Raw genomic sequence first — 25,381 nt, 5'->3', positions numbered from 1 at the left:
GCTACTTCGACAGCGGCTGCGCGGCGGTGATGGCCCGCGCCAGCGTGGTGAACGCGGCCTCGTTGCCCGCGCCGGTGATCAGGATCCGGACGCCGCCCAGATCTGTGATCCAGGCGGTCTCCTCGGTCGGCTCGGTGTAGACGACCCACTTCTGCCCGTCGACGTCCTGGGTGCCGGTGGCGTAGCGCGAGCCGAGCACATGCCGGGACAGGGCTTCCTCGGAAGCGGAGGTCTGCGAGTACCGCATGTAGGCGCCCTGCGGGGTCAGGAAGCCGACGGTGCTGACCGGGCCGCCGCCCGCGGTGACGATCGTGTCGCGGCTGCCCGAGTTGGACACCCAGTCCTGCGGCAGGTCCGGCTTGCGGATCGCGAACGGCAGGGTCTTGGCATCGGACTTCAGCGCCGCGTCGACGTCGAAATGCGGCACCTGACCTTGGGTCGGACCATTCGTCGCGACCGTGCACTGGCTCGCCGCGCCCGCCAGCACGATCGCGATCAGCACCAGCGGAATCAGCGACCAGAACAGGTCGCGATAGTCGTTGAAGATCCGGTGCTTCTGCTGGGCCACGGCTACCAGTATCCACTCGGGCTCTGACCAGGCCGCCGACGGGGCAGCGCAGGTCGTGCACGGGCGTGCCGATCCTAATGCGACAATTGCCCCCGTACACCAACGCCCAAGGAGGCACTTCGCAATGACGGCATCATCGCCCGCCCCCAGCCGCCGCGAGGCACCCGACCGTAACCTCGCACTCGAGCTGGTCCGAGTCACCGAGGCAGGCGCGATGGCAGCGGGCCGCTGGGTCGGCCGCGGAGACAAGGAAGGTGGCGACGGCGCGGCCGTCGACGCCATGCGCCAGCTCGTCAGCTCCGTCTCCATGAAGGGCGTCGTCGTCATCGGCGAAGGCGAGAAGGACGAAGCGCCGATGCTGTACAACGGCGAGGCGGTCGGTGACGGCACCGGTCCCGACGTCGACTTCGCCGTCGACCCGATCGACGGCACCACGCTGATGTCGAAGGGCTCCCCCGGCGCCATCTCGGTGCTCGCGGTCGCCGAGCGCGGCGCCATGTTCGACCCGTCGGCCGTGTTCTACATGCACAAGATCGCCGTCGGCCCCGACGCCGCCGGTTCGATCGACATCACCGCCCCGATCGGCGAGAACATCCGCCGCGTCGCCAAGGCCAAGCGGTCCTCGGTCTCCGACCTCACGGTCTGCATCCTGGACCGCCCCCGCCACGCCGAGATCATCCAGCAGACCCGCGACGCGGGCGCCCGCATCCGGCTCATCTCCGACGGTGACGTCGCCGGCGCCATCGCGGCCGCGCGCCCCGAGTCCGGCGTCGACATCCTGGTCGGCATCGGCGGCACCCCCGAGGGCATCATCGCCGCCGCCGCGCTCCGCTGCCTCGGCGGTGAGCTCCAGGGCATGCTCGCCCCCAAGGACGACGAGGAGCGCCAGAAGGCCATCGACGCGGGCCACGACCTGGACCGCGTCCTGTCCACCACCGACCTGGTCGCGGGCGAGAACGTCTTCTTCTGCGCCACCGGCGTCACCGACGGCGACCTCCTGCGCGGCGTCCGCTACTTCGGCGGCGGCGCCTCCACCCAGTCGATCGTCATGCGCTCCAAGTCCGGCACCGTCCGCATGATCGACGCCTACCACCGCCTCACCAAGCTCCGCGAATACTCCTCCGTCGACTTCGACGGCGACGACAGCGCCAACCCGCCCCTCCCGTGATGTGACGGGCCGCGCACCCCGGTGCGCGGCCCCGTCCTTGATCGATCCCTGCACGGTTCACTACGGTGGCTCGCAGGGGTACCAGGGGATGGGGGAACCGACATGAGTGTCATCGACGTGGATTCGGGGCGATTACGCTCGGAGATCGCCGCGTTCTACGCCGGTTTCGGGGCACCGGCCGAGCTGACGGCAGCCTTCGAATCCTCGGCCCTGCTCGTGCCGTTGATCGGCCCCGACGATCGGGTCTACACACTCGAGTCCGGTGGGTTGCAGTGGTTGTGCGCCTTCACCGGCGTCGCCGAATACGCGCATTTCCTGACGACTCGCGGCGTCCTCGCCGAGCAGGAATACCGATTCCACACTTTCCTCGGCAGCCGCCTGCGTGATTTCGCCGCAGCTCGAACGGCCCCGACCGGCGTCGCGATCGACATGCTCTCCGCGGCACCCATGGTCTTCCCGCCGCCGGCATCCGAAGAATCGACGACCCGGCACGGGCACGGCTGATGTCGGACCTGAATGTCGATCCGGCCCTGTTGAACCAGGCCGCGGCCGGCATCACGAGCATCATCAGCGAGCTCTCGGAACTGGGCGTCGGCGAGACCGGCGCGGTCGGCCGAGGGTTCTCGCAGTTGACGATGTCGGCCATGGAAGCGGGAAAAGCGAACGTGCAGGCCACGTTCGAGACCTTCACCGAGCGCTGGTCGTGGGGCATCCGCGCGCTGGTGCAATCCGGCAACGCGATCGCCGAGGTGCTCGACCTGTCCGCGGGCCGCTACTACCTGATGGACCAGCAGGCCTCGAACACGCTCAAAGAGATGTTCACCCACCTCGCCGGTAATCCACACCTCACCGATGAGGAGATCGACAAGAAGTCCTGGGACCAGGTCCTCAGCGAGAACACCTGGAACCTCGCCGCCGATCCCAACTACAGCGGAGCCTCGTTCTCCGAAGCGTTTTCCCACATGGGTGACAACGTATCGACATTGGGCCAGGTCGGGCAGTATCTGGCGACCAATCCGGACAAGGCGTACTCCCTCGACACGGGCGTGGCGGCCAAGGTCACCCAGATCAACGAAGACAGGCAGAAGGCCGGGGGGCAGTAGTTCATGGGTATCGGCGATTTCCTCAACGACCTCGGTGACAAGATCGAAGACGGGCTGGAAACCGCGACCGAGAAGGTCGGTCAGGCCTACAACACCGTCCTCGATGCCGAGTCCAAGGTCGCGAAAGCCGTTGGCGCCGATGGGTTGTCGAACTTCCTCGACGACTTGGGCGACAAGATCGTCGATGCGACCGGCGGGGCGGTACCCGAGAAGGAACTCGGCGAGACCACCGATCCCAAGGAGCTGATCCGCGGTGACGTAGCCAAGATCAACGAGGTCGCCGAGCATCTTGGCACCATCGGCACCGCGATCGATCAGACCGGCGACGCGCTGCGCAAGATCGATGTCGCCGACTGGTCGGGTTCGGCGGCCTCCGCCTTCCACGACGAATACTCCAAGCAGCCCAAGTTGTGGTGGGACGGCGCGGACGCGATGGGCAAGGCCAAGACCGCGTTGGCCGCCTGGTCGGCCGAGGTCACCGCCGCGCAAGCCAAAGCCTCCGACGCCATCGCGAAGTGGGAAGCCGCCGACCGCGAGGAACGCGACCGCAAGAACGAGTGGAACGCGAAATCCGACGAGGACCGCAAGGGCAAGAACCTCACCGACACCTGGACCGATCTCCGCAACGAGGCCCGCGCGATCCTGACCGGCGCCCGCACCCAACGCGACAACGCCGCGAACACCGCCGTGACCGCGATCGCCGCGGCGACCGAGACCGCGCCCACCGAACCACCATTCCTGTCCCGCTGGGGCAGCAATTTCGAAGACCTCGGCGCGGCACTGGACCAGGCGAAACTGAACTTCTCGTCCGGCCTGCTGACCTCACTGACCGGCATGGTCCAGTTCGTGCGATCGATCTCACCGATCGACGCCTACAACGTCACCCATCCCGCCGAGTACCTGTCGAAGATGTCGGACCTGGGCACCGGCATGGTGCTGGCCGCCGCCGACCCCAAAGCGACCGCCTCGGCCATGCTGTCCGGGTTCAAGACCAACCCGTCCGAAGCGCTGGGCGCACTGACCGGTGACGCGCTGATGACCGTCGCGACGGGTGGTGCCGGCGGTGCCGCCAAAGCCGGCGCGAGTGTGGTCGACAAGGCTTCCGAGGCCGCGCGCCTCGGCAATGCGGGCCGCAATGTCATCGACGACACCGCCGGTGCTGCTTCCCGAAACGCGCCGCACAACGTTCCCGAGTCACCCAAGACCCAGCCCGCGGCCCGTGCCCCCGAGAACCCCGCGGCTCCGGCGAACGACGCCCCGGCGGCGAACCCCGGCCCGGAAGCACCGACCAACCCCGCCGGGCACGGCGGTGACCCGGATGTGCCTGCACGAGACGGCGACCCGGCCGGCCCTGCCAGTCCCGAATCACCGGACAACCTGCGCGCCGACGATCCGGATTCCCCGAAACTCGACGACAGCGCGCCCGTCCCCCGCGACGGCTCACCCGAGTCACCCGCGACGTCGCCGGATAACCCGGGAGCTGGGACGAACCCCGACGCGCCGCCCGTGCGCGAGGATGGCACTCCGCACAACGGCGATGCGGACAACGGTCCCAAGCCCGATTCGGATTCGCCGGGAGCGACATCCCCGGATCCCGACAACGCGCCTCCGCCCGCAAACCCCGACAACGCGGCCCCCCACCCCGACGACGCAGGAAATCGTCCGGGTGACACCGACGGCGATACCCAGCCCGGTGCGCACAATGGTCCCGACGGCGGCGCCCCGCACAATTCCGACACCCTGATCGACCGGGACGGCAATGACCGAGGCGGAGAGGGAAAGCCGAGTGTGGGCGACGACGCCCAGACCGACGGACCCGCGAAGACCGCCACCGACGACCAGACACCGAAGGCCGGCGACCCGGTCAAGATCGCCACCGGCGATTTCCTCCTCCCCTTGACCGACATCGATCTCCCCGGTGTTCTGCGGCTGGCCCTCAAACGAGCACACCACTCCAACTACCGGTTCGGCCGCTGGTTCGGCCCTTCGTGGTCCGCCACTCTGGACATGCGCGTCGTCGTCGACGACGACTGCGTGACGGTCGTTTTCGAAGACGGCATGCTGCTCGCCTATCCGCACGCGGAAGTCGGCGTCGGGGTCGAACCGATCACCGGTGGACAGCGCTGGAAACTCACCCGCACCGACACCGGCGGGTACCGGCTCTGGGATCCGGATCGCGAACTGGTCTGGCATTTCGCCCCCGAACCCACGCTCGACGGTCTCGATACGCTGCTCGGCAATTTCGCCATCTCCGCGATCACCGACCGTCACCACAACCGGATCCGCTTCCACTACAACGACAATGGCGAGCCGGTCGAGGTCACCCACTCCGGCGGCTATCGCGTCGCCCTCGACTCCGCCGATGGCAGGGTCACCGCGATGTCCGTCGTCGGCGAGCTCGACGGCGTCGAAAGCTCGACTCTGGTCCGCGAATTCGCGTACGACAACGGCGACCTGACCACCGTCACCAACGGCATCGGTGGCGTCACCCGCTTCGACTACGACGACGAGCACCGCATGCTGTCGTGGACCGATTCCAACGGCAGTTGGGTCACCAACACCTACGACGAATTCGGTCGGGTGGTCTCCCAGCGCGGCACCAACGGAGTCTTCGACGCCGAATACGAATACCTGGAATTCGGCAACGGCACCGGCCGTCTGACCCGCATGACCGACTCCCGAGGCGCGGTCACGGGCTACGGATTCGACCGCGACCTCCGTCTGCGCGATCTCCGCGCACCAGACGGCGGCCACCGGCACATCGACTACAACGCGGCCCGAAAGCCGCTCTCGGTGACCGAACCGGACGGCGCGACAACCACTTACAACTACACTTCCGACGGCGATGTAGCGGCCATCATTCGCCCCGACGGCCGCCAGATCACCATCGAGTACGCCTATCCCAACCGCCCGTCGACCATCACCAACGCCGACGGCACGACACAGCACCGCGAGTGGGACAAGGCAGGCAACCTCGTCGCGGTCATCGACCCCGCCGGCGCGCGAACCGAGTACCGCCACCACGAAGGCGGCGCGGTCGCCGAAATCCGCGACCCCGACGGTGCCCGCACCCAGATCGACGTCGACCCCGCTGGCCTGCCGATCAAGGTGACCGACCCCTACGGCGCATCCACCGAAATCCACCGCGACGCCTTCGGCCGCCCCATCCAGGTCACCGACCAGCTCGGCGCCGTCACCCGCTACGAATGGACACCCGAGGGCCGGCCCGCCCGCCGCATCGACCCCGACGGCTACTCCGAATCCTGGACCTACGACGGAGAGAACAACCTCCTCACCCACACCAACCGAGCCGGCCACGTCACGTCATACACCTACGGCGGCTTCGACAAGGTAGCCACCCGCACCGACCCCGACGGCTCGGTCCACCGCTACCTCTACAACACCGAACGAGCCCTCACCGCCGTCATCAACCCCCTCGGCCAACGCTGGACCTACGAGTACGACCTCGCCGGCCGCCTCGAAGCCGAAACCGACTACACCGGCGCCACCACCCGCTACACGTACACCCCCACGGGCCGGGTCGCGACGGTCACCCCGGCCACCGGCGTCACCCGCCACCACACCTACGACAACCTCGGCAACCTCCTCGACATCACCGCCGACACCGGCGAATACATCCGCAACACCTACGACCCCGCGGGCCGCGTCCTCACCGCCGTCAACGGCACCACCGAAGCCATCACCCACACCCTCCGCTTCACCTACACCCCCACCGGCCAGGTCGCCACCGAACAACTCGACGACCAGCCCCCGATGCGCAACGACTACGACCACCGCAGCCGCCGCATCCGCCGAACCACCCCCAGCGGCGCCGTCACCACCTGGAACCACGACACCCTCAACCGCGTCGCCAGCCTCGACGCCGACGGCGAACGCATCACCTTCGACTACGACCCAGCAAGCCGCCTCACCGGCTGGCGCATCGGCGAAGTACAGATCGACCGCACGTTCACACCGACCAACCAACTCGCCACCCAAACCGTCACCGGCTTCCCCTCCATGGGCCTGAACCTCGACCTCGGCAACACACCCCCACGACCAGACCCCTTCGTCATCCGCCACGACGAATACGCCTACCGCACCGACGGCTTCCTCACCACCCAAATGACCGCAACTTCCGACGCCCCTCCAACTCGCTGTCGCTACGACCTCGACCTAATCGGCCGAGTCACCACTATCACCGAGAACGGCGCCATCTCCGAGGCCTATACCTACGACTCCCACTCCAACATCACCTCTGCTCTCACCCCACCCTCACCCAACGGCCCTGCCACGACCGACCGCCGCGAATATCGCAACAACCTCCTTGTGCGCGACGGTCGAAACCACTACTACTACGACTCCTCTGGTCGGCTCATCCGCAAAGTCTCCACCGGACTCTCCCGACAACCGGAGGTATGGCACTATCGCTACAATGCGTTCGACCAGCTGACCGACATCTACACACCGCAGCAGCAGTGGTGGGAATACAGTTACGATCCCGCGGGTCGTAGAGTGTGGAAACTTCGCCGAATATCGCCATCCAAGACGGAAGAGAAAACTACCTTCACATGGGATGGAACTATCCTTGTCGAATCGATTAATCGCGAAAATCATCGACTTTGGCACTACCATCCGAACTCCCACTCGCCAATAGTACAGACAGATAAGCGAGCCGAATCGAAGCAATCCTCCCTTACTGTATGTCAACCAAACGGATCACCCGTTGAATTGATCAACCACCACACCGGCGAGTCAATTGCAACGACGAAGTTAAAACTCTGGGGCGAACGACAGCTTCTCAACGATCGGGAAACACCGCTCGGTTTCGCTGGACAGTACTTCGACCACGAAACAGGCTTCTACCAAAATCACTATCGATACTACGATCCAGGAACAGGTCGATTTACATGCGGAGACCCACTCGGGCTCGCTCCCGATACGAATAGCTACTCATATCCACGAAATCCGACTCGTTGGGTCGATCCGTTGGGCCTCACTCCCTACGACCCAGCGACACCGAGACCCGGAGAAGCTGTCGTCCACCTGGACACCGATAACAAACACGCCCTGATCTCCGTGACCGACAGCGACGGCACGCTTCTTCGCACCGAGCAGTGGGGTGGCGTGAGAAATCCCGACAACGGAGTTGGCGAGTTTGACATCAACAGCTTGGGTTCCTCCATCCACCTCAGATTCGAGCTCGATAGCCCGAGCGGCGCCATGGCATACGCCGAAACGATGATGACGCGAAGCGTAGGAAAAGGCACGTATCCACCATATGACTTAGACTATCAGAGCTGCGTCACCTACTGCGCAAATGTTCTCCGCGCAGGTGGATTGAGCATTCCCGACGGAATGAACACACTAAAGCTCACAGAGTGGTTTTGGGCCAATTCTAAGTAGCCGATCACGCAGATACAGCTAAGTTTTGCAGCACGACGCACACTTCACCGACGAAGAGGAGTAAGAATGAGCGAAGGACCGGGTTACAGGCATCCAGTCGGAGCCGAGCTCAACGGGAAAGTGGAATCACTCACAGACATGAAGGCCATCATCGACCTAAATTCCGACGGAGCCGGCGAGATTCGACCCCCATACCTGGACACTTTCTCGTCGCAACCTGGTGAAGAGATTGCAGTAATCGTCACAGGATTCCACACCGCTACCAACCGATACGCGGTCCGCCCCAAAGGTGACATACCGATAGAAACTCGAGTCGAGCTCATGCGAGAGCATACAGATTCCGTTACTTCCATGATCGGAGATGGTGCTTCTTTGAGTCGCATCATCGACACGGTTTCAAAAGATGTTCCATTCTCATTGAATATTCGGTTCCTTAGGATACTTCTGTCGGGCGCGGCGTCAATCGACGCTTGGGATATCGGTACACTCACAATGGGGTTCGACAGCAACCAAGCACTCTCCCATTCCGTGATAGACGAGCTGGAAAAACGATGGTCGAATCTAATTGGCGATCAGACCACTAGATAGCAGAAACATCTAATGCACAGTCGATCTCACAGAGTGAAGCGGGTCTTCACCGAACGCCTCTATGACGTGACCATGGGGGGAGGAGCATGCAGACCCTCCACCGCACAGGCAGAACTCTTACGACCGATACGGGTCCACCAGACTGATCGGGGTTCGGGCCGTCTCCAGTACGTTCTGCGGAAAGCTTTCCCCTGCAATGTAATAGCGTGCCCTCGTACGCCCGACTGGCTGCAAGATGCCGCGCTGCGCCAATGCCTTCAGATCTCGCTGGGCCTGCTGCACGCTCAGCCCTTCACTCAGTCCGTACCGCGACCTGCGAACTCGGCCTGCCATCGCCACATCATGGAGCGCGGACAGGGTCCGTTCGTCGAGTCCGGTTTTCGCCGCGAACTCCGACGATTGTTCCCACACCCTCCCTGATCGCTCGAACCTCGCGTGCACGGTTTGTGCCTGCTGGTGATAGGCGAGCAGATTGAAGGTGATCCATTCGGAGACGTCCTGATCCGGTCGGTAGCGCGCCCCGCGGCGGTCCAGCACCTGGTAGTACTCCCAGGTGTTTCCCGGGCGGCCGAGCCACGCCTCGATCGACGAGAATTCCGGCGCAAGTACACCTTCCCGTGCGATCAGCAAGGTTTGCAGGGACCGCGACATCCGGCCGTTGCCGTCACACCAGGGGTGAATCGATACCAGGTTGAGGTGCGCCATGGCGGCGCGCACGAGGGCGTGCGTGTCGTCAGGGCTGTTCAGCCACGCCACCAGTTCATCCGCAAGAGCAGGTACCTCGACGGCATCGGGAGCGGTGTAAGCCGCGATACCGGGGTCCCGCGCGTCGGTGACATAGACCGGACCGGAACGCCACTGACCGGCGGGCTTGCGTGAAGTGTGCCGGTGGCCCTGCAGGATCCAGTGCAGTGCGTTCAGCTGCCCCTTACTGAAACGGAAGTCCGGGGCATCATGCAGCGTTTGCAGGTAGGTCATCATCCGCTGGTAAGCGAGCGTCTCCTCGCGATTCTCGTCGGACACATCGACGTCCTGCTCACCGGCCATCAGGTCCTCGACGTCTACGGTGGAGACCTTGAATCCCTCGATCGAGTTCGATGCCGCCACCGCGTCAGCGGTGAGGAATTTCCGCAGCCCGCCGGTCCACTTCGCCGGAACGGCCTGCACCTGGTGCCGCAGTCGTTCCCGCATGCTGTCGACCTCGGCCAGCACCTTCTTGTCCTGGTCGTTCAGCTGCGGCGTGGGGAACAACATCACTCAATGATGCATTGACGCGATCATTACGTCAAAGCTGGCCATGTACCGAGCTGCAATGCGCGGCCGATCTCGCGCCTGGACCAGCATCGCCCACCGGATATTCCGCACAGGTGTGTGGGATTTTCCGCTGGTGTGCCGACACCATTCGCACTGATCTCGTCCTAGGGTCGAGGCATGGCTGATGACGACGTGCAGTACCGCATCGAGCACGACACGATGGGTGAGGTTCGGGTTCCGGTCGACGCGCTGTGGCGGGCGCAGACGCAGCGGGCCGTGGAGAACTTCCCGATCAGTGGGCGGGGGTTGGAGCGGGCGCAGATCCGGGCGCTGGGGCTGTTGAAGGCCGCTTGTGCGCAGGTCAACAAGGATCTGGGGTTGCTGGATCCGGGGAAGGCGGAGGCGATCATCGCGGCGGCGAACGAGATCGCCGCGGGGCGCCACGATGATCAGTTCCCGATCGATGTGTTCCAGACGGGGTCGGGGACCAGTTCCAATATGAACGCCAACGAGGTGATCGCCTCGATCGCGGCGCGCAACGGGGTGACCGTGCATCCCAACGACGACGTGAACATGTCGCAGTCGTCCAACGACACCTTCCCCACCGCCACGCATCTGGCCGCCACCGAGGCCGTCATCACCGATCTCGTGCCCGCGCTGGAGCATCTGCGGCTGGCGCTGCTGGACAAGTCGGATCAGTGGCGCACGGTGGTGAAGTCGGGCCGCACGCATCTGATGGACGCGGTGCCGGTGACGCTGGGGCAGGAGTTCGGCGGGTACACCCGGCAGATCGAGGCGGGGATCGAGCGGGCGCTGGCCACACTGCCACGGCTGGGCGAATTGCCGATCGGCGGTACCGCGGTCGGCACCGGGCTCAACGCGCCCGCCGGTTTCGGCGCGAAGGTGGTCGCGGAACTGGTGCGCAGCACCGGAATCGACGCCCTGCGGGAGGCGAAGGACCACTTCGAGGCGCAGGCGGCGCGCGACGGGCTGGTCGAGGCCTCCGGCGCGCTGCGCACCATCGCGGTCAGCCTGACCAAGATCGCCAACGACATCCGCTGGATGGGGTCGGGTCCGCTGACCGGGCTCGGCGAACTCCAGCTGCCGGACCTGCAGCCGGGTAGCTCGATCATGCCCGGCAAGGTGAATCCCGTGCTGCCCGAAGCGGTGACGCAGGTCGCGGTGCAGGTCGTCGGCAACGATGCCGCCATCGCCTTCGGCGGCGCGAGCGGGGCCTTCGAGCTCAATGTCTACATCCCGGTGATGGCGCGCAACCTGCTGGAGTCGATTCGCCTGCTGGCCAACGTCTCTCGGTTGTTCGCCGACAAGTGCGTCGTCGGCCTGGTCGCGAACGAGGAGCACCTGCGCACCCTGGCCGAATCGTCCCCGTCGATCGTCACCCCGCTCAACTCGGCCATCGGCTACGAGGAGGCCGCCGCCGTCGCCAAACAGGCGCTGCGCGAGAAGAAGACGATCCGCCAGACCGTCATCGACCGCGGCCTGACGCCGGACAAGCTCTCGGTCGAGGAACTCGACAGCAAGCTCGACGTGCTGGCGATGGCGAACGTGGATCGCGACTCCTGACACGGCGAAGGGCCGTCACCTCGTCGAGGTGACGGCCCTTCGTCCGAAAGATCAGGCCAGGTGCGCCAGTTCGGCGCGGGCCTTCTCGCCTTCTTCGCTCAAGTCGGTGCGGGTGAAGATGCTCCAGCGCTGCAGCAGCGGCTTGAACACCAGCTCGCCTTCCTTGGCGGGGTCGTAGATGCCCGCTTCGGCCAGCGCCTCGTCGCTGGAACCGCCGCCGGGCAGGTCGACGTGCGGGACCCGGAACGCGGCGACCTGGTCGGCGATCGCGCGCACGCCCTGGTCGGGGACCAGGTCGAGGGCGGCGCCGACGAGGACGGCGAAGAACTCGGCCTGCAGTTCGTCGTCGGCGGCCAGCTTCTCGGCCAGCGCGGTGACGATCGGGTTCTCGCCGAGCGCGGCGGTGTTGCGATGCCGGACGGCGGCGGCGAGCTCTTCGAACGCGCAGGTGGCCAGCACCTCGATCAGGTGCAGCGGCGGGCGGTTGAAGCCCTCGGTCATGTGCGCCATGCGGGCCCGCTCGAGCGCGACCGGGTCCACCGCGCGAGTCACCATCAGGTAGTTGCGGATCAGGATCTCGTGGCGGTTCTCCTCGGCTGTCCAGCGGCCGACCCAGCGCCACCACGGACCGGTGCGCAGATGCTTGCCGAGCTCCCGGTGGTAGGACGGCAGGTTGTCGGCGACCAGGACGCTCACCGTCAGCGCGAGCTTGGCGGTGTCGCTCAGCTCGGACTGCTCGGGGGTCCAGTCGGTGCCGCCGAGGAAGGCGAAGTTGCGGCCGTCCGCCCAGGGCACCATGTCGTGCGGCTGCCAGCCCTCGGCCGCCTCGATGTGCCGCGCCAGGTTGGTTTCCACCACGTCCGCGAGCGAATCCAGCAGCTCACGGTCGGTCAAAGTTTTCTGCACCCCGACAACATAGTGGTTCGGCCGTCGGCGCGGGGACCTACGGGGCGATCGGGTCCCCACGCCGGGCCGGACGCACGAGCTACTTCTTGGTCACCGTGGTCTCACCGTTGACCCAGACGATGGTGCCACCGGTGAACTCGCTCTGCTTGCCGCCGTTGGCGGTGTTGGTCTCGTCGGTGGTCGGGTAGCCGAGCGGACCGTTGGCGCCGCCCTCGTCCTCCCAGGTCTCCCGGATGTCGCCCCAGACGATGTGGGCGCCGGAGTCGCTGCTCCAGTAGATCGTGCCACCGGTGAAGTCCTGGTACTGGCCGCCGTTCGGGCCGCTCTCCTGGGCTTCTTCCGGCATCCCGAGCGGGCTGCTCGCGCCGCCCGCGGCGACATACTTCTTGTAGACCTCGCCGGAGACGGTGATGTCGCCGTTCGGGGTGGAGATGGTGGTCGAGCCACCGGCAGCCGTCGCGGAGGTGCTGGGCGAGCCCGCCTCGGGCGTCGTGGTCATCCCGCCTTCGCCGGGCGTGGTGGTCATCCCGCCTTCCCCGGCGGTGGTGGTCGTCCCGGCGCCGCCCATGACCGAGGTCACGGTGCCGACGGTGTCGTTGGCCTTGTCCTTGTCGTCGTCGCTGCAACCCGCGGCGAGCAACAGTCCGGCGGCGGCGAGGATCGCGGCGCTTCCGGCGGCAGTACGTCGAGCGAAGTGGTTCATATCCATCCTCTCGCGAGTGGCCCCCCGGGGGCACGCCCCCGGAATGGAGCCTGGCCGACATCCGCAACGGCCCGGCGGAACGTTGTTCGCCGAGCCGTTGCTGGATTGGTGTCGCCGCGGATAATACCCACAGTTCGCCGTAATCAAACGGATTCAGGCCGTGACGCGGCCCGATTGCCGGCGGATCAGGCGTTCGGTCCGTACTCCTCGAGCATCTCGGTCACCAGCGCCGCGATCGGCGAGCGCTCGGAACGGGTGAGCGTGATGTGCGCGAAAAGCGGGTGTCCCTTGAGCTTCTCGATCACCGCGGCGACGCCGTCGTGCCTGCCGACCCGCAGGTTGTCGCGCTGGGCGACATCGTGGGTGAGCACGACGCGCGAACCGGTGCCCAGCCGGCTCAGCACCGTCAGCAGCACGTTGCGCTCGAGCGACTGCGCCTCGTCGACGATCACGAAGGAATCGTGCAGCGAGCGCCCCCGGATGTGGGTCAGCGGCAACACTTCGAGCATGTCGCGGCTGAGCACCTCCTCCATCACCTCGCGGCTGGCCAACCCGTCGAGCGTGTCGAAGACGGCCTGAGCCCACGGGCCCATCTTCTCGCTCTCCGAACCGGGCAGGTACCCCAGTTCCTGGCCGCCCACCGCGTACAGCGGCCGGAACACGACCACCTTGCGCTGGGTCCGCCGCTCCAGCACGGCCTCCAGACCGGCGGTCAGCGCCAGCGCCGACTTGCCGGTGCCCGCCCGGCCGCCCATCGACACGATGCCGATGCTCTCGTCGAGCAGCAGATCGAGCGCGATCCGCTGTTCGGCCGAGCGGCCGTGCAGGCCGAACGCCTCTCGCTCACGGACCAGCTGGACCCGCTTGTCGGCGGTGACCCGGCCCAGCGCGCTGGAGCTGCTGCCCAACAGCCGGATCCCGGTGTGGCAGGGCAGTTCCCGCGCCTCGTCCAGGTCGATCACCGAATCGGCGTAGAGCTGGTCGATCTGGGAGCCCGCGACGTCGAGTTCGACCATGCCGCTCCACCCCGAGGTCACCACGTCCTGGGCGTGGTACTCGTCGGCGGACAGGCCGACCGCGCTGGCCTTGACCCGCAGCGGGATGTCCTTGGACACCAGCACCACGTCCTCGCCCTCGGCCGAGAAGTTCAGCGCGCAGGCCAGGATGCGGGAATCGTTGGTTTCCGAACGGAATCCGGCGGGCAACACCGACGGATCGGTGTGGTTGAGCTCCACCTGCAGGGTGCCGCCCTCGGTGCCGATCGGCAGTGCCTGGTCGAGCCTGCCGTGGTTGACCCGCAGGTCGTCGAGCATCCGCAGAGCTTCCCTGGCGAACCAGCCGAGTTCGTGGTGGTGTCGCTTGGCCTCCAATTCACTGATCACGACCAGCGGTAGAACCACCTTGTGTTCGCCGAACCTGGTGACGGCCCAGGGATCCGAGAGCAGAACCGAGGTGTCGACGATGAAAGTCTTGCGACCGGAACGCGAGGGGCGGACCCCCTTCTTCGAGGCCGAGGCCGTGTGCATCGCGGGGGCGGAAACGGAGCGTGCAGCAGTCACGGTGGGCTCCTTATGTGTTCGCACGGCACCCGCGCGAACGATCTCGCTGGACCGGTCCGTCCTGGTAGGCGGTGACGCGCTGGTCAACCGCCACGAGGGCCGGGTGCCGGCCCTCTCGCACTGAGTTGCTCAGTCACGGTCAGGACCTCCCGTACGAGTCACACCGACGCGACCCGCATCACCGACGCTACCGTCCAACTCCCGGCCGCGCTGCCGGACAGCCGGACGTGTCCGTGAATTTGTCGTTAACCGGCACCGACGCGACGGATCCGCGCCAGGTGAGTCGCCGAGCGCTAGAGTCGAGACATGGCCGAAGACCAGGATCTGGAGAAACTGTCGTCGAAGGAACTGCACGATCGCGCGGTGAAGACGGCCGTGCGGCGCGGCGACGTGAAGTTCCTGTGGAACCTGCTCAAGTCGATCCCGGCGGCCCAGGCCGAAGCGGGCGACCTCGGCGAGAGCGAGGCCGACATCAAGTACGTGCTGCCGATGATCGACGACTACATCCACGCGGGCGACGGCAAACTGGCCGACGTTTTGCGCCCGACCTACCTGGACTACCTGAGCAAGCACGGGTAGCCCCGGCTGGGACTCAGCGGCGCAGCACCGCCCGCGCCGCGCCGACGACCGTGCCGCGCAGCACGTTGCCCATGCTGAAGTGGTCGTCCCACAGCACGATCCGGCCCGCGCGCAGTTCGAAGGTGCCGCTCACCCAGAAGCCGATCTTCACCGGTCCCGCGCGCAGGTAGTCGGTGCGGTCGGTGAGCACGATGTCACCGTCCGCGGCGATGTGGTGCATGTCCGCCGAGAACCCCAGCTGCGGCCGGTTCAGGCCGCGCAACACCGCGGCGACCCGGTCCTTGCCGCGGACCGACGGCAGGCCGGTGTTCTTCCAGACGATCGCCGGATCGAGCAGCTCGAGCGCCTCGTCGACGGCGTCGAGTTCGAGCGCGCCGAAGAACTCGCGCACGACGGTGACAGCATTGTCCGGCAGTCCCGGTTCGTCGGTCATGAGGCGAGCCTAGGGGGTTCGCGGTTCCCGGACCAGACCCCGGCGCTACCGATCGATCCGCTGCGCGATGAGCACTTCGAGGCCGTCGAGGATGCGGTCGACGCCGTATTCGAAGGCGGCACCGGGCGCGGCCGAGGCACCGGCGCCCGTCGCGACTTCCTCGGCGAAGGCCGTCGTGACGGCGGGGAAGCGATCACCCGCGGCGGACATCATGGCGGTGAACTGGTCGGTGAACCGCTGCGCCGCCTCGCCGCCGACCGATTCGACCAGCTGCGCCAGGCTGCGCGCGTGCCCGTTGAGCAGCACGATGGTGTCGAGCCGCTCGGGGCCGGTCAGCCCGGTGCCGTCGAGGGCGGTGAGCGCGGCCTCGGTCCAGCTCATCTCGTTGGGGCCGATCGGCCGGACACCCAGGGTCAGTTCGATGGCCCAGGGATGGGCGCGGTAGCGCTCGAAGATGGCCTCCACCCAGGCGCGTAAGCCGGTGCGCCAGTGCGCCGGCGCGGCGCCCGGAGCGGGCGGGTCACCCATCGCCGCGTCGAGCATCAGAGCCGTGAGCTGCTCTTTTCCCGGCACGTACCGGTACAGCGACATCTTGGTGAAGCCCAACCGTTCGGCCAGCCGCTGCATCGACAGCGCGGACAGCCCTTCGGCGTCGGCCAGCGCGATCGCCTCGGCGACGATCCCGTCCAGGGTGAGCGCCGGCTTGGGGCCGCGCTTGGGGCGCTGGGCGGTGCCCCACAACAGTTCGACGGTGGTCGGCGGCGGCATCGGTCCATCCTCTCGAGAATTCCGGTTGACGCAGAACTGTGTCTACCATACTCTTATTCGTGTCCATCGGATACAGATTCCGCCGGACACAGATTCCGATCCGAGGAGCAGACCATGCGCAACCAGACCGTTCTCATCTCCGGCGCGAGCATCGCGGGCCCCGCGCTGGCCTACTGGCTGCATCACTACGGCTTCACCGTCACCGTGGTCGAGCGCGCACCCGCGCTGCGTCCCGGCGGCCAGGCCGTCGACTTCAAGGGCACGACGCATCTGGCCGTGCTCGAGCGGATGGGCATCCTCGACGAGGTGCGCGCCCGCCGCACCGGCACCACCGATGTCGCCTTCGTCGACGAGCACGAACGCGAACTGGCCTTCCTGTCCGGCGACTTCACCGGCGGCGACATCGAGATCCTGCGCGGCGACCTGGCCGAGGTCATCTACCGGCGGACCGAGCAGCACTGCGAATACGTCTTCGGCGACACCGTCACCGCGCTCACCGACACCGCCGACGGCGTACGGGTGGAGTTCGAGCACGCGGCGCCGCGCACCTTCGATCTCGTCCTGGGTGCCGACGGAATCCACTCGCGGGTACGGAAATTGGCGTTCGGTCCCGAGGCCGAGTTCGTCCGCCATCTCGGCTACTACTACTGCGTGGCGGGGGCGAGTCCGTGGAGCGATGCCGACCGTCCGCGCGAGCGAGCCCGCGGTGTCGCGTACAACTCCCCCGGCAAGCTCGCGATCGACGGCGGCTCCAAGGCCCAGCAGTTGTACATGTTCGCGTCCGCGCCGCTGGCCTACTCCCGCGAGGACACCGCCGCCCAGCGGCGCATCATCGAGCAGACCTACGCCGGCCTCGGCTGGCACGTTCCCCGCATGCTGGCCGAGCTGGCCGACTTCGACGACATCTACCTCGACTCGATCAGCCAGGTGCGGATGAAGGGCGCCTACACACGCGGCCGCGTCGCCCTGGTCGGCGACTCCGCCTACGGCAACACCCTCGGCGGATTCGGCACCGGCCTGGCCGTCGTCGGCGCGTACGTGCTCGCCGGTGAACTGGCCCTCGCCGACGGCGACCATGTCACCGCGTTCGCCGCCTACGACCGAATCATGAAGCGCTACGCCAAGATCGCGGGTAACAGCAATGCCGGGCCGTTCCTCGCCCCGAAGACCGCGCTCGGCATCGGGGTCCGCAACCGGTTCCTCGGTTCACGTGCCTTTTCGCTGATGCTGAAGTACGGCGACAAGGCCGCCAACGACATCGATCTGATCGACTACCAGGCGCGGGTGGCGGTCGCCGAGACGCCCTGAATCCGGCCTTGACTTGGAGTGCACTCCAAGTCCTATCGTCGCTGCTATGAGCATTCGTCTCGGTTACCAGATGCCCAACTTCAGCAACACGTCCTCGGTGCGCGAGCTGTTTCCCACGGTGATCGCGCAGGCCAGAGCGGCGGAAGCGGCCGGCTTCGACGCCGCGTTCGTGATGGACCACTTCTACCAGCTACCCGGTATCGGCGCCCCGGACGAGCCGATGCTGGAGGCCTACACGGCGCTCGGCGCGCTGGCCACCGCGACCGAGCGAATCCAGTTGTCCGCCTTGGTCACCGGCAACACCTACCGCAATCCGGCCCTGCTCGCCAAGACCGTCACCACCCTCGACGTGGTCAGCGGCGGGCGGGCCGTGCTCGGCATCGGCGCGGGCTGGTTCGAGCTCGAACACCAGCAGTACGGCTTCGAGTTCGGCACCTTCACCGAGCGCTTCCAGCGGCTGGAGGAAGCGCTGCGCATCATCTCCCCGATGCTGCACGGACAGCGCCCCACCGTCGACGGCGCCTGGTACCACACCGAGAACGCCATGAACGAGCCGCGCGTGCGCGACGACCTGCCGATCATGCTCGGCGGCGGCGGCGAGAAGAAGACCTTCGCGCTGGCGGCCCGCTTCGCCGACCACCTCAACATCATCAGCAACGCCTCGCTGCTGCCCCAGAAGATCGCCGCCCTGCACCAGCGCTGCGCCGAGGCCGACCGCGACCCGGCCTCCCTCGAGACCAGCTTCCTCGCCTTCGTCATCGCCGACGAAGACGGCGACCGCGCCCGCAAACTCCAGTCCGATATGCTCGCCCGCGCCGGCATCGACCTGTCCGCGCTGTCACCCGAGGAAATCCGCAACAGTCCCGCCGACCGCCAATTCGTCGGCACCCCGGACGAAGTCGCCGAACAGATCCAGACCCGTGTCCTCGACCACGGCATCGACGGTGTCATCGTCAACATGATCACCAACGGGCACGAGCCGGGGGTCATCGAAGCGGCGGGCCGGGCGCTGAAGCCCCTGGTCGGCTGAGTTCCCTCTCCTCGTTCGACGGGTTGTCCACCCGCGGCACCGGCAGCCGGTACCGCGGGTTCCCGCTATGTTGACTCCCTGGATCACGTGACCCGTCGGTCCGTCGCCGCAACGCGATGGAACCGAATCGTCGCTTCGTGCGTCCAATCAACAGAACGAGGAAACGGGGAGGGTAGATGACCGGGATTCTCCAGGTGGACATCGATGTCCTGGGCAAGACCGTCCAGTTGCTGCGCGGCACGGAGCAGGTGCTCACCGACGCCATGAACGCGCTGTCCAAGGACGGGAATTCCGACATCGGAACCGCCAAGCTGAACGACGCCGCCGACAACTTCCAGAGCAAGTGGAAGTACGGCATCGAACGGATCTGCGAGTCCGCGACCGTCACCGCCGACGGAATCGCGCAGTGCCACACCGCCTACCAGCAGCTCGATACCGCGGTCGCGCAGGCACTCGCCCAGGCGGGCGCGCAGACCGATCCACAGGCGGTCACTCCGGGGACCCCGAATTGACCGACAACCCCTACCCGAATCTCGGTTTCAACCCCACCCCGGGGGACGCCACCGAAGTCGCCGCCCTCGGCACGAAGGTCAAGACCGCTGCCGACGCCGTCACCGAGACCAACACGCTGCTCACCAGCATTCGCAACAGCAACGACGAGGTGTGGAAAGGCGAGGCGGGCGATGCCTTCCGCGCCGGCTTCGACGCCACGCTCGCCCAGGACCTCGGACTCGCCCAATCCTCGCTGCAGCAGGCCAACACCGCGATCGCGGCCTGGCACACCGATCTCGTGGCCTTCCAGGACACCGCGAAAGGTCTGGAGACCGAAGCCGCCACCGCCAGGGCCAACCACGCCCAAGCGGTCACCGCGCTCCAGCAGGCCAAGGCCAATCCCGACCTCGGCCTGGCCAACAAGACCTTCTCCGACGCGTCCGAGCTGGCCGACGCCCAGTCCCGGCTCAACGCCGCCAACGCCCAGGTGACCTCGGCGTCGACCGCGGTCGACAACTGTCAGGCCGCGATCGACGCGATCATCGCTCGCGCGAAAGATCTGGAGATCGCGCACAACGCCAAGGCCACCACCACGGCGAGCGAACTGGAGTCCGCCGCGAACTTCGCACCCAGCGAACCGGACAAGAGCTGGTGGGACAGTCTCACCGATTGGATCGATGAGAACCGCGACGCGATTCACGAGGTGCTGTCCACCACCTCCGCGATCGGCGGCATCCTGGCGCTGGTCACCCCGCCGCCGATCAGCGCGATCGCATTGGGCATCTCGTTGGCCGCGGGCGCGGGGGCGCTGGCCCTGACCGCCACCAACGACGAACTGCGCGACGACCTGGTCAACGGCAGCTGGACCGAGAGGCTCGGCGCCGCCGCGACCGTCGGCGGTGACCTGCTGAGCGTGGTGCCCGGCGCCTCGGGGGTGTTCAAGGCGGGCAAGGTGGGCCTGATGGGGGGCGGCGCCGATGATCTCGGCAGATTCGGGATGATGGCGCAGACCTGGGGGGAAGCGGCGAATGATCCGGGTCTCGTCGCCCGCGTCTTCACCGACAAGAACGTCTTCGGCGTGTCGGACAAGCTCACCTCCTCCGGCGCGACGACCGGTGTGCATTCGCTGCTGCAGCTCACCGGAGCCGAAGGCAAGCACTTCATGCAGGAGAGTCCGGCGACCGCGCTGGCGGTGCTGCAGCGGATGACCGGCGCCTCGTACAAGTCGATCGATCTGTCCCAGGGAGTTGGAGATTGACAGCCCACACCACGCCTGGCGGGTCGACCACCTCGCTGTCGGTCGTCCTGCCGCGCGGCTACTACGAATTACCGCTGGACACGATTCATGAAGCGGTCGAGTCGGCCGAGAGCATCGTCGAGTTCCTGCCGACCGAGGTCGCCGACGTCTTTCCCGAAGTGGCGACGGCCATCGCCGACCTGCTGACCGTCCTGCGCGCCAACAACGCCTGTTACTGCGCGATCGGTCAGCACGCCGCCGCGGACGGCACACCGGTGACCTCGTGGCTGACCATCTCGCTGCTGGATCGCGGTCGCGCCCAGAACCCCCGGGTGACCATCGCCGAGCTGGCCGCGGAGAAGGCGACCGACGGCCGCGACGCACACATCGAGCCGGTCGAACTCGGCGGGCGCACTGTCCTGTTCATCGAATCGACGACAACCTATGCCGTCGTCGACGATTCATCGCGGGCGGAGTCTCCCGGTCGCGCCGTCCATCAGATCGAGGCGATCGTCGTCGCCGACGACGGCGCCCGGATCGCCGTCGCCGTGCTGTCGACCGCCGATGTGGCGTACGGGTCCGATTTCGGGGCGATGATGGTGCTGCTGGCCGGCTCGATCACCTTCGACACCGTTGTCCATCCACAATTCACGCTCGCGCTGTGAACGGAACCGACGTCCGGACGGCGCGGGCCTGGAGCACACCGCGCACCTTGTGGACGCTTCTCTGGACGACTGTGCGCGCGCTGGTCGTGCTCGGGCTCGGCGTGGCGTGCGCAGTGGCGTTCGTCCACTTCGTCGAGGTGTCGCAGACGGAGACAGGACGGACGGCGCAGGACGCCGACCGGATGGCGCTGCTGTGCTTCTTCGCGGTCTTGCCACTCACCGTGACGGGAATCGTCATGACCCGAACCGCGTTTCGGCGATGGTTGTCGGCGCGGCATCGCTGGCAGGTGTGGCGCATCGAGACGCTGCGAACCGGCATCCAGGAATGGGTCCATCTGATAGACGACCGGGGAACCATCGCCGGCACCGTGGTGCTGCGCAAGTGGACATCGCGCACGTTCAGCGGCGACGACGAACTGGTGTGGTTCGCCGGGGTGCCGAACAAGGCAGGCCTCATCGCGAAACCGGGCGGCACCCGCACACAGCTGGCCTACCGATCGCTCTTCTACACGCCGCCGCGCTTCGGCACCTCGCTGTTCGTCAAGAGCGAGCCATCGGCTCCGATTCCGCAGCCGCGCAGCGCTTCTCCGGCGACAACCTCCGAACCTCCCGGCAAGCACGGTGGATGGGACGATCCCGCGTTCCCCTCACCGCGCAAGCTTCGTCGAACGCTGGCCTACCCGCTCGACGTCGCCCTGCATCTGGCGATCGGTGTCGGTGTCGTGTTCTTCACCGACGAGGCGACGCGTCATGCCGTGACACACCAGGAGTGGAACAGTCCCCAGATCAAGTGGTGGACGATGATCGGATGCTTCCTGCTCGCCTCGTTCGTCGACCGGGTCGTCTTCCAAGCCGTGACGAGGACGACGCTCGGCAAAGCCGTGTTCGGGCTGGTCATCATCGACCGCGACACGGGCCGCGCTCCCCGTGCGCGCCGACTGCTCGCGGCCTGGCTGATCGGGGTGATCATGCCGCTGCTGGTCCTGGGAGACAGCTCCGTCCCGGAGCGCCCCGAGCGCTACCTGCTCCCGGCGGTGCGCCGCACCGATGCCCGCCGGGTGATCAGGCAGGCTGCCTGAAACGACGAAAAGCCCTCGCCGGCTGAATGACTCAGCAGGCGGGGGCCCTCGGTCAGGTATCGGCTCAGCCGAGCAGGCGCCAGTCCTCCAGGCCCTGGTAGAGCGGGACGCTCTGGGCCAGCTTGGCGACGCGGGCGCGCAGCGAGTCGGTGTCGGAGGTGCCGGCGAGAGCGGCGGCGATGATGTCGGCGACCTCGGTGAACTCGGCGTCGCCGAAGCCACGGGTGGCCAGCGCGGCGGTGCCGATACGCAGGCCGGAGGTAACCATCGGCGGGCGCGGGTCGAACGGGACGGCGTTGCGGTTGACCGTGATGCCGACCTCGTGCAGGAGATCCTCGGCCTGCTGGCCGTCGAGCTCGGAGTTGCGCAGGTCGACCAGGACCAGGTGCACGTCGGTGCCGCCGGTGAGGACGGACACGCCCTTGTCCTTGACGTCGGCGCCGGTCAGACGCTCGGCGAGGATCCGGGAACCGGACAGGGTGCGCACCTGGCGGTCCCTGAACTCCTCGGTCGCGGCGATCTTGAAGGCGGCGGCCTTGGCGGCGATCACGTGCATCAGCGGGCCGCCCTGCTGACCCGGGAAGACCGCCGAGTTCAGCTTCTTGGCGAATTCCTGCTTTGCCAGGATCAGGCCGGAGCGGGGGCCGCCGAGGGTCTTGTGCACGGTGGAGGACACCACGTCGGCGTACGGGACCGGCGAGGGGTGCAGACCGGCGGCGACCAGACCGGCGAAGTGCGCCATGTCGACCCACAGGTAGGCGCCGACCTCGTCGGCGATCTCCCGGAACTTGGCGAAGTCCTGGTGGCGCGGGTAGGCCGACCAGCCGGCCACGATCACCTTCGGCTTGGACGCCTTGGCGATGTCGCGCACCTCGTCCATGTCGATGCGGTGGTCTTCCTTCGACACACCGTAGGAGTGGACGTCGTAGAGCTTGCCCGAGAAGTTCAGGCGCATGCCGTGGGTGAGGTGACCGCCGTGGGCCAGGTCCAGGCCCAGCAGGGTCTCGCCCGGGTTCATCAGCGCCATCAGCACCGCGGCGTTGGCCTGGGCGCCGGAGTGGGGCTGCACGTTGGCGAACTCGGCGCCGAAGAGCTCCTTGGCGCGGTCGCGCGCCAGGGTCTCCACCACGTCGACGGCCTCGCAGCCGCCGTAGTAGCGGCGGCCCGGGTAGCCCTCGGCGTACTTGTTGGTGAGCACGGAACCCTGCGCCTGCAGGACCGCACGCGGCACGAAGTTCTCCGAGGCGATCATCTCGAGGGTGTCGCGTTCGCGGGCGAGCTCGCCCGCCATCGCGGCGGCCAACTCGGGATCGAGCTCACCGAGAGACTGGGTATTCACCGAAGCGGTCGTCTGCGTCACGACCCTCAGTCTATGGGCCGCGCGCGGACGCCCGAGCACGGGGATAGCGCAACACCGACGGAGCCGCCACCCGGGAGACGCAGCTCACAGCCCTGCGGCCGCGCCGACGACCCCCATCGAGCAGCACCGGCGGCCGTAACAGCCGCCCCGCCGGTGACCGATGACACAGTCGTGGACCTCCTCCCCGTGACACCGGCCATCGCACCGTCCAACCCGATCGAAGCGCTGCTGCTCCAGGTGAGTTACCTGATCTGCTCGCTGTTCAACCCGGGCGGCTGCGCCGTCATCCTGTAGTTCACACCGGCATCCGCCGGATCGCGCCCGGGGTGAGCGGCTCGTCGAGCAGACGGCCGAACCGCTCGACCCGATCCTGCGCGTCGACCGCGCCGTCGAGCCAGCCGCCGAGCAGGCGGTAGCCCTCCACGTAGGTGCTGATGTAGGCCCGCCACAGCGGCGAGGACAGGAACCGCAGCGATTGGCGCGCCCGCTCCGGCGTGGCCAGGCTCCACCGCTGCAGGAAGGCCGCGACCTCGTCCTCGCCGCGCCGCTGATCGTGCAGCAGCAGCGCCGCGTCCTGGCGCACGCTCAGCAGTTTCGCCGACGCGGTCGAGAAGCGCTCGGCCCGTTCACCGTCGAAGCGCAGCCCCAGGTCGGCGTAGATCTCCTGGGCCCACAGTCCCCAGCCCGGCCCGATGATCGACTGCAGCGCCAGGTCGGCCAGGCCCTCGGCCATCAGGCACTGCGGGGTGTTGACCAGGAACAGCGTCTGTTCGTCCTCGCCCGCGGCGACCAGCCCGGCTTCCTTGCGGCAGTGTTCGGTGTGATGGCCCGGGTAGGCCTCGTGCGCGATGAGCGCGGGCAGGTGCGCCATGTGCTGCTTGAGGTCGGAGTTGATCGCGACCTTGGAGTGGAAGTTGCCCAGGTAGTAGTTGAATCCGGACCACGGCTTGTCACCGACCACCTCGTAGGTGACGGTCTCGTGGTCGGGCAGCGGGTAGCGCTCGCGGACCCGCTCGCGCAGCGCGCTGGAGAACGCCTCGACGCAGACCGCGAGCTTGTCCGGCGGGATCTCGTCGCCGCGCCGGTAGGCGGCGGCGCGCTCGGCCAGCGGGCCCTCCCCGCCGAGCACCTCGTCCATCCGGCGGTGTGCCTCGCGGTAGTCGTCGGGGTCGCCGGGCGCGATGTCGACATCGAAGTAGGCGCGGACCTCGTCGACGAACCCGATCTCCTCCCCGGCGAACTTGCGCGCCGAGCACTCCATCGCGACCAGGTGGGCGTCGAGGAATTCGGTGCGCCGTGCCGACAGCCCCGCATCGGCCAGGCCGGCGCGCAGGTCGACGGCCCGCTTCACCAGCTCCGCCGGGTCGGGGACCGGCGCGTTCTCGATGTCGCGACGCAGCTGCGGGTCGCCGGTGTAGGCGTCGACGAAGCCTTCTTCGAGCCGGTCGAAAGCCAGTCCGAGCCGCAGGTATTCAGTGACGAGTGGATGTGACCCCATGCCGTCCGACCTTACGGGGTAATTCGGAAAAGTGGGTCCTACCTCGGTGTTGTCGCTCGTTACCGACGGGTAGCCAAACCCCCTGTTGCGCGC

Annotated in this window: 23 protein-coding genes; 14 read left to right on the top strand and 9 right to left on the bottom strand. The window is 67.0% G+C overall.

Annotated elements, in window-relative coordinates:
* Position 1: 1 nt before the first annotated feature.
* Positions 2 to 568 (bottom strand): DUF4245 domain-containing protein, encoded by a 567-nt coding sequence (locus tag ACIO52_RS04420; RefSeq protein WP_218719567.1) that lies wholly within the window; start codon positions 566 to 568, stop codon positions 2 to 4.
* A 124-nt stretch (positions 569 to 692) separates the two neighbouring features.
* Between ACIO52_RS04420 and glpX the strand changes: the two genes are divergently transcribed.
* From glpX to ACIO52_RS04395, 5 genes are all read left to right on the top strand, one after another.
* Positions 693 to 1,736: a class II fructose-bisphosphatase gene (glpX, locus tag ACIO52_RS04415; RefSeq protein WP_218719566.1), complete on the top strand. Its 1,044-nt coding sequence runs from the start codon at positions 693 to 695 to the stop codon at positions 1,734 to 1,736.
* A gap of 102 nt (positions 1,737 to 1,838) precedes the next feature.
* Positions 1,839 to 2,240, top strand: a complete 402-nt coding sequence (locus ACIO52_RS04410; protein WP_342801209.1) for a hypothetical protein — start codon at positions 1,839 to 1,841, stop codon at positions 2,238 to 2,240.
* Positions 2,240 to 2,839, top strand: coding sequence for a hypothetical protein (locus ACIO52_RS04405; protein ID WP_402641591.1), 600 nt, complete (start codon positions 2,240 to 2,242; stop codon positions 2,837 to 2,839). Before ACIO52_RS04410 ends, ACIO52_RS04405 begins: the two co-directional genes overlap by 1 nt.
* Before the next feature lie 3 nt (positions 2,840 to 2,842).
* Positions 2,843 to 8,245 carry a putative T7SS-secreted protein gene (locus tag ACIO52_RS04400; protein ID WP_402641588.1) on the top strand — a complete coding sequence of 1,801 codons (5,403 nt, stop codon included), beginning with the start codon at positions 2,843 to 2,845 and terminating at the stop codon, positions 8,243 to 8,245.
* Between the two features lie 66 nt (positions 8,246 to 8,311).
* A complete protein-coding gene (locus ACIO52_RS04395; protein WP_402641585.1) occupies positions 8,312 to 8,833 on the top strand; it encodes a hypothetical protein in 522 nt (173 codons plus the stop codon).
* Positions 8,834 to 8,950: 117 nt separating this feature from the next.
* On the opposite strand, the gene ACIO52_RS04390 is transcribed toward ACIO52_RS04395, so the two are convergent.
* Positions 8,951 to 10,087, bottom strand: coding sequence for a Fic family protein (locus ACIO52_RS04390; RefSeq protein WP_255588083.1), 1,137 nt, complete (start codon positions 10,085 to 10,087; stop codon positions 8,951 to 8,953).
* 177 nt (positions 10,088 to 10,264) lie between these two features.
* Here ACIO52_RS04390 and ACIO52_RS04385 point away from each other — a divergent pair, with 177 nt between their 5' ends.
* Positions 10,265 to 11,671: a class II fumarate hydratase gene (locus tag ACIO52_RS04385; RefSeq protein ID WP_342801217.1), complete on the top strand. Its 1,407-nt coding sequence runs from the start codon at positions 10,265 to 10,267 to the stop codon at positions 11,669 to 11,671.
* Positions 11,672 to 11,722: 51 nt separating this feature from the next.
* Here the strand turns inward: ACIO52_RS04385 and ACIO52_RS04380 are convergent, their stop codons facing one another.
* From ACIO52_RS04380 to ACIO52_RS04370, 3 genes are all read right to left on the bottom strand, one after another.
* Positions 11,723 to 12,577, bottom strand: coding sequence for an acyl-ACP desaturase (locus tag ACIO52_RS04380; RefSeq protein ID WP_308248555.1), 855 nt, complete (start codon positions 12,575 to 12,577; stop codon positions 11,723 to 11,725).
* A gap of 79 nt (positions 12,578 to 12,656) precedes the next feature.
* Entirely contained in the window at positions 12,657 to 13,280 is a 624-nt protein-coding gene (locus tag ACIO52_RS04375) for an esterase (protein WP_316576004.1), read from the bottom strand.
* Between the two features lie 185 nt (positions 13,281 to 13,465).
* The gene (locus ACIO52_RS04370) at positions 13,466 to 14,839 is read right to left on the bottom strand and encodes a PhoH family protein (protein ID WP_218719561.1); all 1,374 of its coding nucleotides are present in this window, start codon (positions 14,837 to 14,839) and stop codon (positions 13,466 to 13,468) included.
* Positions 14,840 to 15,145: 306 nt separating this feature from the next.
* Between ACIO52_RS04370 and ACIO52_RS04365 the strand changes: the two genes are divergently transcribed.
* Positions 15,146 to 15,418 (top strand): hypothetical protein, encoded by a 273-nt coding sequence (locus ACIO52_RS04365; RefSeq protein WP_218719560.1) that lies wholly within the window; start codon positions 15,146 to 15,148, stop codon positions 15,416 to 15,418.
* 13 nt (positions 15,419 to 15,431) lie between these two features.
* Here ACIO52_RS04365 and ACIO52_RS04360 read toward each other — a convergent pair whose 3' ends face one another.
* Together ACIO52_RS04360 and ACIO52_RS04355 are read right to left on the bottom strand one after the other, a co-directional pair.
* Positions 15,432 to 15,851, bottom strand: a complete 420-nt coding sequence (locus ACIO52_RS04360) for a limonene-1,2-epoxide hydrolase family protein (protein ID WP_402641579.1) — start codon at positions 15,849 to 15,851, stop codon at positions 15,432 to 15,434.
* Positions 15,852 to 15,896: 45 nt separating this feature from the next.
* Positions 15,897 to 16,619, bottom strand: coding sequence for a TetR/AcrR family transcriptional regulator (locus tag ACIO52_RS04355; RefSeq protein WP_218719558.1), 723 nt, complete (start codon positions 16,617 to 16,619; stop codon positions 15,897 to 15,899).
* A 114-nt stretch (positions 16,620 to 16,733) separates the two neighbouring features.
* Between ACIO52_RS04355 and ACIO52_RS04350 the strand changes: the two genes are divergently transcribed.
* From ACIO52_RS04350 to ACIO52_RS04325, 6 genes are all read left to right on the top strand, one after another.
* Positions 16,734 to 17,927 carry an FAD-dependent monooxygenase gene (locus tag ACIO52_RS04350; protein WP_402641577.1) on the top strand — a complete coding sequence of 398 codons (1,194 nt, stop codon included), beginning with the start codon at positions 16,734 to 16,736 and terminating at the stop codon, positions 17,925 to 17,927.
* Between the two features lie 46 nt (positions 17,928 to 17,973).
* Positions 17,974 to 18,957: an LLM class F420-dependent oxidoreductase gene (locus ACIO52_RS04345; RefSeq protein ID WP_402641574.1), complete on the top strand. Its 984-nt coding sequence runs from the start codon at positions 17,974 to 17,976 to the stop codon at positions 18,955 to 18,957.
* 176 nt (positions 18,958 to 19,133) lie between these two features.
* Positions 19,134 to 19,469 carry a hypothetical protein gene (locus ACIO52_RS04340; protein ID WP_218719540.1) on the top strand — a complete coding sequence of 112 codons (336 nt, stop codon included), beginning with the start codon at positions 19,134 to 19,136 and terminating at the stop codon, positions 19,467 to 19,469.
* The gene (locus ACIO52_RS04335) at positions 19,466 to 20,707 is read left to right on the top strand and encodes a hypothetical protein (RefSeq protein WP_218719539.1); all 1,242 of its coding nucleotides are present in this window, start codon (positions 19,466 to 19,468) and stop codon (positions 20,705 to 20,707) included. The genes ACIO52_RS04340 and ACIO52_RS04335 overlap by 4 nt, the downstream gene beginning before the upstream one ends.
* Positions 20,704 to 21,351: a hypothetical protein gene (locus ACIO52_RS04330; protein ID WP_218719538.1), complete on the top strand. Its 648-nt coding sequence runs from the start codon at positions 20,704 to 20,706 to the stop codon at positions 21,349 to 21,351. Before ACIO52_RS04335 ends, ACIO52_RS04330 begins: the two co-directional genes overlap by 4 nt.
* Entirely contained in the window at positions 21,348 to 22,430 is a 1,083-nt protein-coding gene (locus ACIO52_RS04325; RefSeq protein WP_402641570.1) for an RDD family protein, read from the top strand. The genes ACIO52_RS04330 and ACIO52_RS04325 overlap by 4 nt, the downstream gene beginning before the upstream one ends.
* A 64-nt stretch (positions 22,431 to 22,494) precedes the next feature.
* Here ACIO52_RS04325 and glyA read toward each other — a convergent pair whose 3' ends face one another.
* Positions 22,495 to 23,790, bottom strand: coding sequence for a serine hydroxymethyltransferase (glyA, locus tag ACIO52_RS04320; protein WP_402641568.1), 1,296 nt, complete (start codon positions 23,788 to 23,790; stop codon positions 22,495 to 22,497).
* 171 nt (positions 23,791 to 23,961) lie between these two features.
* Here glyA and ACIO52_RS04315 point away from each other — a divergent pair, with 171 nt between their 5' ends.
* Positions 23,962 to 24,084 (top strand): hypothetical protein, encoded by a 123-nt coding sequence (locus ACIO52_RS04315; protein ID WP_255588081.1) that lies wholly within the window; start codon positions 23,962 to 23,964, stop codon positions 24,082 to 24,084.
* A 1-nt stretch (position 24,085) separates the two neighbouring features.
* Here the strand turns inward: ACIO52_RS04315 and ACIO52_RS04310 are convergent, their stop codons facing one another.
* Positions 24,086 to 25,288 carry a DUF885 domain-containing protein gene (locus ACIO52_RS04310; protein ID WP_218719535.1) on the bottom strand — a complete coding sequence of 401 codons (1,203 nt, stop codon included), beginning with the start codon at positions 25,286 to 25,288 and terminating at the stop codon, positions 24,086 to 24,088.
* Positions 25,289 to 25,381: the final 93 nt, after the last annotated feature.

The organism is Nocardia sp. NPDC087230, from assembly GCF_044744725.1.
Lineage (GTDB): Bacteria > Actinomycetota > Actinomycetes > Mycobacteriales > Mycobacteriaceae > Nocardia > Nocardia canadensis.
The sequence above is the reverse complement of the archived record's forward strand: the minus strand, read 5'-3'. Positions and strand labels throughout refer to the sequence as shown.